The organism is Enterobacter sp. SA187 (assembly GCF_001888805.2).
GTDB lineage: Bacteria > Pseudomonadota > Gammaproteobacteria > Enterobacterales > Enterobacteriaceae > Enterobacter_D.
The window spans coordinates 1,387,169-1,399,398 of sequence record NZ_CP019113.1; the positions used below are offsets into that span (position 1 = coordinate 1,387,169).

Consider the following 12,230-nt stretch of genomic DNA (forward strand, 5'->3'; position numbering starts at 1 on the left):
CTTCAATACGATTTCCCACAAGGTTACCGCGCCAATATGAAAATATTACTACGAAAGGAGATGGTCATATTTTTGTCAGATTGGCCTGTTTTAATCATCACAACGAAAACCGAGGGGAAACGGAAATGAGTAAAAAATTAGCGCTGGCGGCCGTTGTACTGGCAACACTGAGCGGACAGGCACTGGCAAAAAGCACGCTCACGCTCTACACCAGCCAGCCGAGTGAAGACGCGCAAATGACGGTCAATGCGTTTGAGAAAGCGCACCCGGATATTGAAGTGAAATGGATCCGCGACGGAACCACCAAACTGACCGCGCGCTTACAGGCGGAGATGGCGGCAGGCGGCGACGCGCCGGATGTGCTGCTCATCGCTGACAGTGTAACCATGGAATCCCTAAAGCAGCAGGATTTGCTGGCGGCCTATCACTCCCCGGAAGCCAGTCGCTATGACGCGCAGCTGTATGATAAAGCGGGCTTTTACTACGGCACCAAACTCATCACTACCGGCATCGCTTATCACACCAAAGCGCCAGTCAAACCCTCATCCTGGCAGGATCTGCTGAAGCCGGAGCTGAAAAATATGACCACGCTGCCCAGCCCGCTTTACTCCGGCGCGGCGCAAATCCATATGGCCGCATTGATGAACACCCCGCAGCTGGGCTGGGCCTATTACGAAAAACTGAAAGCCAACGGCGCGATGCCGCAGAGCGGTAACGGGGCGGTGATGAGCGCCATCACCTCCGGCAACAAAGCCTACGGCGTGCTGGTGGATTACATGGCGATCCGCGAGAAAGCAAAAGGCGCGCCTATTGATTTCGTCTTCCCGTCGGAAGGCGTCAGCATGGTCACCGAGCCGGTGGCGGTGATGAAGAGCGCCAAAAATCCGCAGGCGGCGCACGCCTTTATTGATTTCGTTCTCTCCGACGCGGGGCAGCGACTGGTGCTGCAACAGGGCTATCTGCCTGCGGACGCCCGCCTGCCGGTACCCGCCGGTTTCCCGCCGCGCGACAGCATCAAACTGATGCCGTTCGATGCCGCCAGAGCGCTGGCCGACGCGGAGCCGAACAAAAAACGCTTCAGCGATCTGTTTGGCAGCAAATAACCGATGAGCATCATGACCCTTCGTCAACCGACCAGCAGCGGCCCGCCGAAAGGGCTGCTGTGGTTATTGCTGTGCATTGTGGCGCTGCTGAGCCTGTTGCCCAGCCTGCGTCTGTTAATGGCCGCGCTGCTGGACTGGCAGCAGGGCAGCAACAGCAGTTTAGGCCGCGTGCTGAGCAATCCATCGACCTGGACGGCGCTCTATAACAGCCTCTATACCAGCGGGCTTGGCACGCTGTTGTCGTTGCTGCTGGGCAGTCTGTTCGCCTTTTGTCTGGCGCTGACCAACATCCGCCTGAAACAGATGTGGGTGTTCCTGTTTATGCTGCCGATGATGATCCCGCCGCAGGTGACGGCGCTCAGCTGGCTGCAACTCTTTGGCCCCGGCAGCATTCTGCTGAACAGCATTGGCCTTGCGCCGTCGTTCGGCAGCCCGAATCCGCTCTATTCCGCCGAAGGTATCGCCCTGCTGCTGGGGATCCAGCATGCGCCTCTGGTCTTTCTGGCGCTGCGCACCCAGTTGCAGTGTCTGCCCAAAGAGCAGATCGAGGCCGCACGGCTGAACGGCGCGTCGCTGTGGCGCGTGTTCGTCGATATTGTGCTACCGCTGTGCCGCACCGCGCTGTGGGCGGGGGCGGCGATTGCCTTTGTTTCCGCGCTCGGCAACTTCGGCATTCCGGCGATGCTCGGTATTCCCATCTCGTATTTCGTACTGCCGATCCAGATTTACCAGACGCTCTCCAGCTTCGGCCCGTCAATGCTCAGTGACGTGGCGGCGCTGTCGGTGCTGATGGGCGTGCTGGCGATTGGCATTGTGTCCTTACAGGGCGTGATGCAGCGACGCCACGCGCTGCCGTTGATCGGCATGGCGGGGCGGTCGCTGGATTTCCAGCTGGGTAAATGGCGGCTGGCGACGGAATCGCTGCTGGCGGTGGTGCTGTTCGCCATTTTGCTGCTGCCGCTGCTGGCGCTGATCGCCACCTCACTGGTGCCGACTCTCGGCGTACCGCTCAATAGCCAAACCCTGACGTTCGCCGCCTGGCATGCGATGTTCGATAACCAGAGCGCCACCTGGCGCGCGCTCACCAACAGTATGGTGCTGTCGGTTTCCGCCGCGCTGCTGCTGATGCTGATCGCCCTGCCGCTGGCCTGGCTGCTGGTGCGCTACGCCAGTCGCCCGCTGCGCTGGCTGCAAAACGCCATCGATATTCCCTACACCCTGCCGGGCGTGGTGCTGGCGATCGCCATTATCCTGCTGTTCTCGCGCCCGCTGCCGCTGCTTAACGTCAGCCTCAGCGGTACGCTGATGATCATCTTCATCGCCTATCTGGCGCGCTTTCTCACCGTCTGCCTGAAACCGGTGCATAACAGCATGCTGCAACTGGATCCGGCGATGGAGGAGGCCGCCAGCCTCGCCGGCGCGAATTTTTCCCAGCGTCTGCGCCATATTGTGCTGCCGTTGCTGGCCCCGGCCGCCTTTGCCGGCGCGCTGCTGGTCTTTCTCACCGCCGTGAATGAACTCACCGTTTCGGCGCTGCTGTGGAGCGCAGGCAAGGAGACCATCGGCGTGGTGATTTTCAACCTCGATGAGAGCGGCAATAAAGTGCTGGCGTCGGCGGTGTCGGTGCTGGTGGTGGCGCTGGTGACCTGTGTGATGTTGTTATTAAGCGGCCTGGGTCGCTATCTTCCCAAAGGAGTTATCCCGTGGCAGAACTGAAACTGGAGGGGCTTGGCAAAACCTTCGGCGAACAGACCGTGGTTCGCGATCTGCACCTCACCATTCCGCAGGGGGCGTTTACGGCGTTGCTCGGGCCGAGCGGCTGCGGCAAAACCACGACGCTGCGTATTCTGGCCGGGCTTGAGCATCTGAGCCACGGGCGGTTATGGCTCGGCGATCGCCTGCTGGCGGATGAAAAAATCCATCTGCCGCCGGAGGTGCGCAACATGGGGATGGTGTTTCAGTCCTATGCCCTGTGGCCGCACATGACGGTGGCGGAAAACGTGGGCTATCCGTTAAAGCTGAAAAAAGTGCAGGGCGCGGCGCGACAGAAACAGGTGATGGCGGCGCTGGAGGTGGTGGAGCTGGGCGCGTACGCCGACCGTTCCCCGCAGGCGTTAAGCGGCGGGCAGCGGCAACGGGTGGCGCTGGCGCGCTGTCTGGTGTCGGAGCCGCAGGTGGTGCTGCTTGATGAGCCGCTGGCTAACCTCGACCGGCATCTGCGCGCCACCATGGAGCAGACGTTCCGTGAATTTCATCGCCGTACCGGCGCGACCTTTGTCTATGTGACGCACGATCAGGCCGAAGCGATGGCGCTGGCAAGCCATATCGCGGTGATGCATAAAGGGGAGCTGATGCAGTGGGGCACGCCGCAGGGGCTGTATCAGCATCCGCACAGCGCCTGGGTGGCGCGTTTTATCGGCAAAGGCAGCGTGCTGGACGTCAGGGCGCAGGCTGATGACCGCCAGCTTAACGGCGGCGAATTGCACCGGGCATTAAGCGCCGGGGCCGCGGGGCTGTGTCAGCAGGTGCTGGTGCGCCCCGAGCATGTCGAAGTGGCGCAGGACGGCCTGCATGCTGAAGTGGAGAGCTGCATTTATCAGGGCGAGCGTTATCTGCTGGCGCTGCGTCTGGCGGACGGTCAGCAGCTGAGCGCGTTTCACCATTCGCCGCTGGATGTACAGCAGGCGGTGGCGGTGCGGCTGCATCAGGGCTGGCGTCTGGAGGCCGCGTGAACTTTCGCATCGAGATCATCAGCGGACTTAACCAGAAAGCGCCCGCCGCCATTTTACTCAGCACGCCGTCGCAGCGCATTTTGCTGGATGCGGGCGGGGCGCTTGATACAGAGAGCGACGACTGGGCGGTGCCGGATAATCTGGATGCGGTATTGCTGAGTCACGATCACATTGATCATATCGCCGGGCTGTGCCATCTGCCGCCGCACGTTCCGGTTTACTGTAGCGCGGTGACGGCCCGATCGCTGCCCGCGCACCGCTCTGTTCAGGTGATTGCGGTACGTGGTCAGTTCCGGCTTGGCGATCTTACCGTGACTACCGGCAGTTGCGGCCATGCCTATGGCGGCGTCTGGTTTCATTTCGATGTACCGGGCGGTCTGTTTTACAGCGGCGATATCAGTATGGAGTCGGCGCTGTTTCGCTTCGATCCCCCGCCGCGCGCAGAGATTGCGCTGGTGGATGCCTCTTACGGATTGTATGACACCCCGCAATCGCAGCAGCGCGCGCACGTTGCCGCGTATCTGCGTCAGCCGACTTTATGCCCGGTGCCGCCGTCAGGTCGCGCAGTGGAAATCGCGCTGCTTGAAGCGCAGGCTGGACGGCTGGCGATGACGCTGGACGACGACTGCCGGGCGATGCTGACGGCGATGGCAGAGTACGATGACGGCAGTTTACAGACCGGCGTGCAGGCAGGCTTACGCGCGCTGCGCCAGCAACTGCCGCCGTTTTCCGTGACCGCGCCGCTGATCCTCGCCGCCGATCCTGACGGACAAACCGGCATGGCCGGGGCATTACGCGCGCAGCCGGATTTTTATCATCGCACCCTTTTTACCGGCCACATGAACCCGCGCGCCCGCCAGCAGTGGCAGAGCGGCGAGGTGGACTTTTGCCGCTGGAACGTCCACCCGACGCGGCGCTGTCTGCAACGTCTGGTGATGATGCTCGGCTGTCATGCGCTGGCTCCGCTGTTTACGCCTCTGGACGATGTGTCGCGCTGGCAGCAGGCGCTGGGCTGCACCATCATCACCGACAGCACCATTGAGAGGGAAGTATGTCATTAATCTGTAAGCCGTTTGTGCTGGTGCGCCACGGCGAGACACCGCTTAATCTTGCACAGCGGATCGGGGGGCGCAGCGATGTGCCGCTGACCGCGCGCGGCGAAGAACAGGCGCGTGCCGCCTCGGCGCTGCTGATGCGCCAGCGCTGGAGTTGCATTGCCGTCAGCCCGTTGCTGCGCGCTCGTCGTACCGCTGAACTGGCGCTGCCGGGCCAGCCCCTGACCCTGGTCGACGATCTGCGGGAGCGGGACTGGGGTGACCTGGAAGGGATGCCCATTGCCTCGCAACCGCCCTATGAACAGACGCCGCCGCACGGCGAATCATGGCAGGCATTTTGCGATCGCGTCACCAGCGCGCTGAACCTTCTGCTTACCGCCCACGAGACGCCGCTGCTGGTGGCGCATTCCGGGATCTTCCGGGTCATTAATCTGTATGCCACCGGCACGCCATACGGCGAACGTATGGGGAATGTTGTACCGATGTGGATCATGCCAGGCCTGCGGGCTGGCGAATGGGAAATTGTCCCGCTGGAGGAACGTTATGTCGTATGAAGAGTGCGTGATTGTCGATATTGACGGCACACTCGCCGAATTTGATGCAGAAGCTGTGCGTCAGTGGGTACTGGGCGAAGAGAAGCAGTGGCTGCCGTTTTTTGAACATATGGCCCAGGCGCTGCCAGGGGTGGCGGTAGCCCGTCTTGTTGGCATCCTCAGCGCTCAGCAGCAAAAAATCGTTATTTGCAGCGGACGCCCGGCCAGTTATCAGCACTACACGCAGACATGGCTGGAGCAGCACAGTATCCCGTTTGATGCGCTCTATCTGCGGCCGGACGATGAAGATCATCTTGCTGATGAAGTGGTAAAAAAGCGCCTGTTGCAGCGCATTCGCGAGGATGGTTATCAGCCCTGGCTGGTGATCGATGACCGCCAGGCGGTGGTGGATTTCTGGCGGGCCGAAGGGCTGACCTGCCTGCAATGCGCGCCGGGGGATTTCTAGCTGTCAGGGGGCTTCCATTAACCGGCTGATGTGAATACTCAGCCAGGTCAGCTCATCCTTTGGCAGTGTGAGCTGATATTTTTCCTGCACATAGTCGCGGATCGCCCAGGCGACGTTCATGGCGTCCGGGCGATGGCGCAGCAGTTCCTGATAGAAATCGTCGGTGTCACTGGCAGTGACGTTGCCGGCAATCAGCCGCTCGGCAAAGTAGCGCAGGTGGGTAATAAAACGGTTGTAGTTTACCGAGTTGATGTCGAGATTTTTATTGAGCTTATAGCGCACGATCTCCGCGATGCGGTTGACCAGTTCCACCTGCTGGTGGGCGCTGGCCTGATCGCTACTGCCCGTCGCGTTGATAATATGAAAAGCGATATTCACCGCCTCATCATCCGGCAGCGTGACGGCAAAGCGGGCGTTCACCTGCTGCATCGCCTGCTGGCCTAACAGATACTCTTTCTGATAATACCGCTTCACTTCCCAGCTGAGCTTGTTAAAAAACGGCTGATCTTTACGGCAGCGTTCTACGGCAAACCACAGGTGCTCGGCGAGGGTAAAGAACAGCACGGCGTTGAGCTTTTCCACATACGCCTGCTGGATCTGCGTGATGATGTCGTGGGTAAGCTCAAAAAAAGCCGCAGGAATGGTGTCCGTCAGCGATAAAAAGTGCCGGGATTTCAGATCCGCCAGCGGCAGGAAGATCTTTTCCACCTGCGCAATGTCGATAAGCTCGCCGGGTTTGCTGCCAAACCCGATGCCCTTACCGAACAGGATCATCTCCTGCTGGTCATAGTCGACCAGCAGCATACTGTTATTCAGCGACTTTTTTACTGTTATCACGGTCAATTCCTGCGGCTTTACAGCCGTTAGTCGAGGTCGGCCCCGTTGCTGGCGATCACTTTCTTATACCACCAGAACGAGTCTTTACGCAGACGTTCCAGCGAGCCATTACCTTCATCATCCTGATCGACATAGATAAAGCCATAGCGCTTAGACATTTGCGACGTCCCGGCGCTGATGATGTCAATCGGCCCCCAGGTGGTGAAGCCCATCACCTCCACGCCTTCGTTAATCGCCGCCAGCGTTTGCGCAAAGTGGGCGCGGAAATAGTCGATACGGTAGCTGTCATGGATTTCGCCATTTTCCACCACGTCTTTCGCGCCCAGGCCGTTTTCAACGATAAACAGCGGTTTTTTATAGCGGTCGTAAAGCTCCAGCAGCGAGATTTTCAGCCCCACGGGATCGATCTGCCAGCCCCACTCGGACGCCGGAAGATGTGGGTTCTTCACGCCAAGAATGGTGTTGCCCGGCGTGCGCTCGACGTCTGGCTGGGTGCTTTCAGTAAGAGACATGTAATAGCTGAACGACACGAAATCCACGGTATGGGCTTTGAGGATCGCCTTATCCTCCGGCTGCATAGCGATATGAATGTCGCGGCGTTCGAGGTCGCGCAAAATCAGCGGCGGGTATTCGCCAGACACCTGCACATCGGCATAGAAGTAGTTTTCGAGGTTTTTCTTCAGCGTCGCTTCCACATCCTCCGGGCGGCAGCTGTAGGGATACGTGGTCAGTTTGGTGAGCATACAACCCACCTGGCTGCCGGGGATTTTGGCATGGCAGTCGCGGGTCACCAGCGCCGAGGCGACAAACTGGTGATGCAGCCCCTGATAAATATCCTGCTTCGCCTTGCCCGGCGCGCTTTTATCTTCGCGGATCCCCGCAGTGGTAAACGGATGGCGATGGATGCTGTCGATTTCGTTAAACGTCAGCCAGTAACGCACCACATCTTTATAGCGGTCGAAACAGACATTTGAGAAGCGCACAAAGGCGTCCAGCACGTTGCGGTGCACCCAGCCGTTATATTTTTCGCTCAGCGCCAGCGGCATTTCATAATGCGAAAGCGTCACCAGCGGTTCAATGTTGTAGTGGCGCAGCTCGCGGAACAGATCGTCGTAAAATTGCAGGCCCGCCTCGTTCGGCTCAGCGTCTTCACCGGTGGGGAAAATGCGCGACCAGGCAATGGACACGCGCAGCACCTTAAAGCCCATCTCGGCGAACAGCGCAATGTCGCCTTTATAGCGGTGGTAAAAGTCGATGCCGCGCCGTTTCGGGTAGAGCGCGTCGTTTTGGCCGGTTAAGGCATCGCTGACGTTTTCATCGCTCAGCGCCAGGTGACCATCATAGCTTTTCAGGGAAAGATTCGGTTTCCAGGTGATGGCGTCGGCCACGGATGGCCCTTTGCCGTCAACATTCCACGCGCCTTCCGCCTGATTCGCGGCAATGGCACCGCCCCATAAAAAACCCTGCGGAAAGCCAGAATATTTATCCATTACACGGACTCCTTTAACGTCATGATGATGTGAGGATGAGTGGATTGCGCCCCGCGCGCGGCGGGGGCAATGGCAAAGCGTTCGCTGTTGGTGACGATCATCATCACCACCGGATCGAATCCGGCCGCCACGATGTCATCAAGATCAAAACGGACCAGAACATCGCCGGTGCTGACGTGCTGGCCTTCGCTCACCTGCGGGTGAAAGCCCTGACCGTTCAGTTTGATGGTGTCGATACCGATATGAAAAATCAGCTCCACGCCGTCATCGGTCAGCAGACTGACCGCATGGCCCGTGTCAAAAACGTTCATGATGGTGCCGCTGGCAGGCGCACGCAGTATGCCCTGCGAAGGGATGATGGCGATGCCGTCGCCCATGATGCGCTTTGAGAAGACATCGTCCGCAACGCGCTCCAGCGGGATGATTTTCCCCTCCACCGGCGGCGCGAAATCCAGCTGACGTTCAGCGGCCTGCGGCGTTTTATCCCGCCACAGCAGCAGGGCGGCGAAAAAGGCAATGGCGAAGGACAGGCCGCCACCGGCAAAGGCCCAGAGAATATTCATGGGATTGGTTGGTGAGACGAACATGGAGATGCTGGCAAGGCCGGGGCCGACCAGCGCGAAGGCTTCAATCGCCATCCAGCCGATAAAGGCGCCGCCAATCACGCTACCGGCAATCACGCTATAGAGCGCTTTTTTATGCAGCAGCGTGACGCCGTAAAGCGCGGGTTCCGTAATGCCGAACAGGGCGGAAATCCCGGCGGAAATCGCCGTGGATTTCAGCGCCCTGTCTTTGCTCTTCAGGGCAATGGCAAAACAGGCGCCGGATTCGGCGATGTTATGCGCCAGCGACGCGGGCAGGTAGAGCATTTCGCGCCCGAACTGGCTCATCGACGCCACGGCGTAAGGCAGCATGGGTTTGTGCATTCCGGCGGCCACCATAAAGGGTAACGCCGCTGCCAGCAGGCCCGTCGCCACGAATCCCAGTTTGCCGTAGAGCCATAAGATCACCGTTGCCAGTCCGGCCCCCAGTTCGTAACCCAGCGGGCCTAAAATCAGCAGCGTAACGGGGACAGTGACCAGCAGCGACAGCATCGGCGAGAGAAAAATACGCAGCGCGCCGGGGGAGTAGCGGTTGAAGATTTTTTCCGTCTGCGCATAAAACAGCACGCATAAAATCGCCGGGAATACCTGCGAGGCATAGGCAACGTTCTGTAAATCAAGCGATAAAAAGGTCGCGCCTTCTGCCAGCTGCTTCGACATGGCGGGCAGCACCATCACCGATACCGCCGACACCGCCACCAGCACGTTAACTTTCAGCTTCATGGCGGTGGTGATGGCGACGAGAATGGGCAGGAAATAGAGCGGTGCGGAACCGATGTTATCCAGCACTTTATAGGTGGATGAGTCCCGCGTCAGCCAGCCCATCAGATCCAGCAACAGCAGCAGCGACTTGAGCACGCCGCCGCCCGCAATGGCCGGCACCAGCGGCTGAAAAACGCTGATCACAAAATCCACTATCTTTGCGCCACGGCTGACTTTATCGGTTGCGGACGGTGTGGCCTGTTGCGGCGCGCCCACAAGCGATCTTACCGCATCGTAAACCTGCACGACGTCGTGGCCGATGATCACCTGACACTGTACGTTGACCCGTATGCCTAACACGCCGGGAATGCTTTCCAGCGCGGGCTGATCCACTCTGGCGTTATCGTGCAGGCTGAGCCGTAACCGTGTGGAGCAGTGCTCAATATGGGCAATGTTTTCTGCGCCCCCAATGTGGGCGATGATATCCAGAGCTGTCTGTAAGTGGTTCATATCAGGCCTCATTTATTTGGCGCAAAAAAAAACCTGAAGCCTTCCCCCACTGTGCAGAGAGGGAAGGCTTCAGGTCTTGCCTACGTAACGTAGTAACACGCCTTAGCCTTTTATATCGTCGCAGAACGTACTGAAAGTCAAACATCCACCGCGCGAACGATGCATAACTGTGAGCTGATTAACAACTCGCCGCCCTTTTGTGAACGGGCGACGAGGTGCAGTTTCAGCTTTTTTTCGCGCCGTAGCGTGCAAACCAGGTCAGCATGCGCTGCCAGCCATCCTGCGCGGATTCGGCGTGGTAGCTCGGGCGATAATCGGCGTTAAAGGCATGCCCGGCATCGGGATAAACCACGATTTCCGCCGTGGCGTTAGCCGCCCGCAGCGCCTGGCGCATGGTATCGACAGTGTCCTGCGGAATACTGGAGTCCTGCGCGCCGTAAAGACCAAGCACCGGGGCGGTGAGTTCGGTGGCAATATCCACCGGATGCGACGGCGAGTTCATGGTTTTATCCCCCACCAGTTTGCCGTACCACGCCACCGCCGCTTTCAGCTGCGGATTGTGCGCGGCATACAGCCAGGCGATGCGGCCGCCCCAGCAAAAACCGGTCGCCAGCAGGCGGTGCGGATCGCCGCCGTTGCGCGCAGCCCAGTTGGCGACGTGATCCAGATCCGCCAGCACCTGCGCGTCCGGCACCTTTGAAACCAGTTCGCTGAACAGGGTCGGAATATCGTCATACGCATTCGGATCCCCCTGACGGAAATAGAGCTCCGGCGCCACGGCAAGATAGCCTTCCTTCGCCAGGCGACGGCAGAGATCGCGGATGTGCTCATGCACGCCAAAAATTTCCTGGATGACAATCACCACCGGCAGCGCGCCGGCAGCCTCTGCCGGACGGGCGTGGTAGGCAGGCATATTGTCTCCCCGCGAGGGGATGGACGTCAGACCCGCTACAATACCGTCGTCAGCAGTCGTGATGGCGGTGGAGGCATGGGGCGAAGCAGCAGGGGCAAAGCCGGGTTGTTTGTCAGTGGTCATGGCGATCTCCGTACCCTTGTAGTGGTGCAAAAAAGTAGCGCAATAAATAACTATAGTCAGCCGTCTAAAATACAGCGCTCATGAAAGCGGCTATCTTTTGAGGAGTGCCCGGCTGACGAACATGTTAATGTGATGTATATCACTATTTTATGGAAAACCACTGCAAACAATTTTATTGGCGGTGATGGTTGTCACGAAATTTAACGTGCAGCTTCTGTAAAGTACCTTTTTGCTACTTCTGACAAACCGATCTACAGAGGAGTCACCTATGTCACAGTCTGATGTTTTTCACCTCGGCCTCACTAAAAACGATTTACAAGGGGCTACGCTTGCCATCGTCCCTGGCGACCCGGAGCGAGTGGAAAAGATCGCCGCGCTGATGGATAAGCCGGTTAAGCTGGCATCGCACCGCGAATTCACCTCCTGGCGCGCTGAACTGGACGGCAAGCCGGTGATCGTGTGCTCCACCGGTATCGGCGGCCCGTCCACCTCTATCGCCGTGGAAGAGCTGGCGCAGCTGGGCATTCGTACTTTCCTGCGCGTCGGCACCACCGGGGCGATCCAGCCGCACATTAACGTCGGCGACGTGCTGGTGACCACCGCCTCTGTACGCCTTGACGGCGCCAGCCTGCACTTTGCGCCGATGGAATACCCGGCCGTCGCTGATTTTGCCTGCACCACGGCGCTGGTCGAGGCGGCGAAGTCCGTCGGCGCCACCACGCACATCGGCGTGACCGCCTCTTCTGACACCTTCTATCCGGGTCAGGAACGTTATGACACCTTCTCTGGCCGCGTGGTAAAACGCTACAAAGGTTCCATGGAAGAGTGGCAGTCCATGGGCGTAATGAACTACGAAATGGAATCCGCCACGCTGCTGACCATGTGTTCAAGCCAGGGCCTGCGCGCCGGTATGGTGGCGGGCGTGATCGTTAACCGCACCCAGCAGGAGATCCCGAACGCGGAAACCATGAAGCAGACCGAAAGTCACGCGGTGAAAATCGTTGTGGAAGCGGCGCGTCGCCTGCTGTAGTTCGCGTTTTTTACCTCCATTTCCAGGGCCGATCCATTCGGCCCTTTCTTTTTGCGTAGCGCCTCGCAGGAAATCCCTTCCCAGGTGGACATCTGTACAGCACAATCTTACTTTGCACCGGACAGTGATTTTTG

At 59.1% G+C, this 12,230-nt stretch carries 11 protein-coding genes; 7 read left to right on the forward strand and 4 right to left on the reverse strand.

The features are described 5' to 3' along the window. Positions 1 to 125: 125 nt before the first annotated feature. From BMF08_RS06675 to BMF08_RS06700, 6 genes are read left to right on the forward strand one after another with little or no spacing between them, the layout of a single operon-like run. A complete protein-coding gene (locus tag BMF08_RS06675) occupies positions 126 to 1,103 on the forward strand; it encodes an ABC transporter substrate-binding protein (protein WP_072571486.1) in 978 nt (325 codons plus the stop codon). Between the two features lie 12 nt (positions 1,104 to 1,115). Further along, positions 1,116 to 2,819: an ABC transporter permease gene (locus BMF08_RS06680; protein ID WP_072571515.1), complete on the forward strand. Its 1,704-nt coding sequence runs from the start codon at positions 1,116 to 1,118 to the stop codon at positions 2,817 to 2,819. Further along, positions 2,807 to 3,835 carry an ABC transporter ATP-binding protein gene (locus tag BMF08_RS06685; RefSeq protein ID WP_072571487.1) on the forward strand — a complete coding sequence of 343 codons (1,029 nt, stop codon included), beginning with the start codon at positions 2,807 to 2,809 and terminating at the stop codon, positions 3,833 to 3,835. The genes BMF08_RS06680 and BMF08_RS06685 overlap by 13 nt, the downstream gene beginning before the upstream one ends. Beyond that, entirely contained in the window at positions 3,832 to 4,896 is a 1,065-nt protein-coding gene (locus BMF08_RS06690) for an MBL fold metallo-hydrolase (protein WP_072571488.1), read from the forward strand. Before BMF08_RS06685 ends, BMF08_RS06690 begins: the two co-directional genes overlap by 4 nt. Continuing rightward, a complete protein-coding gene (locus BMF08_RS06695; RefSeq protein WP_072571489.1) occupies positions 4,887 to 5,444 on the forward strand; it encodes a histidine phosphatase family protein in 558 nt (185 codons plus the stop codon). Before BMF08_RS06690 ends, BMF08_RS06695 begins: the two co-directional genes overlap by 10 nt. After that, complete coding sequence (locus BMF08_RS06700; protein WP_072571490.1) at positions 5,434 to 5,889, forward strand: phosphatase domain-containing protein; 456 nt, start codon at positions 5,434 to 5,436, stop codon at positions 5,887 to 5,889. The genes BMF08_RS06695 and BMF08_RS06700 overlap by 11 nt, the downstream gene beginning before the upstream one ends. A gap of 3 nt (positions 5,890 to 5,892) precedes the next feature. Here BMF08_RS06700 and BMF08_RS06705 read toward each other — a convergent pair whose 3' ends face one another. The 4 genes from BMF08_RS06705 to BMF08_RS06720 all read right to left on the reverse strand — a co-directional run bounded on the left by BMF08_RS06705 (position 5,893) and on the right by BMF08_RS06720 (position 11,066). Then, positions 5,893 to 6,726 carry a PRD domain-containing protein gene (locus BMF08_RS06705; RefSeq protein WP_072571491.1) on the reverse strand — a complete coding sequence of 278 codons (834 nt, stop codon included), beginning with the start codon at positions 6,724 to 6,726 and terminating at the stop codon, positions 5,893 to 5,895. Between the two features lie 26 nt (positions 6,727 to 6,752). Then, positions 6,753 to 8,216 carry a glycoside hydrolase family 1 protein gene (locus BMF08_RS06710; RefSeq protein ID WP_072571492.1) on the reverse strand — a complete coding sequence of 488 codons (1,464 nt, stop codon included), beginning with the start codon at positions 8,214 to 8,216 and terminating at the stop codon, positions 6,753 to 6,755. Next, complete coding sequence (locus tag BMF08_RS06715; protein ID WP_072571493.1) at positions 8,216 to 10,030, reverse strand: beta-glucoside-specific PTS transporter subunit IIABC; 1,815 nt, start codon at positions 10,028 to 10,030, stop codon at positions 8,216 to 8,218. The genes BMF08_RS06710 and BMF08_RS06715 overlap by 1 nt, the downstream gene beginning before the upstream one ends. Before the next feature lie 223 nt (positions 10,031 to 10,253). Next, positions 10,254 to 11,066 carry a dienelactone hydrolase family protein gene (locus BMF08_RS06720; RefSeq protein ID WP_072571494.1) on the reverse strand — a complete coding sequence of 271 codons (813 nt, stop codon included), beginning with the start codon at positions 11,064 to 11,066 and terminating at the stop codon, positions 10,254 to 10,256. 268 nt (positions 11,067 to 11,334) lie between these two features. On the opposite strand from BMF08_RS06720, the gene udp reads away from it, so the two are divergent. Beyond that, a complete protein-coding gene (udp, locus tag BMF08_RS06725) occupies positions 11,335 to 12,096 on the forward strand; it encodes a uridine phosphorylase (RefSeq protein ID WP_072571495.1) in 762 nt (253 codons plus the stop codon). Positions 12,097 to 12,230: the final 134 nt, after the last annotated feature.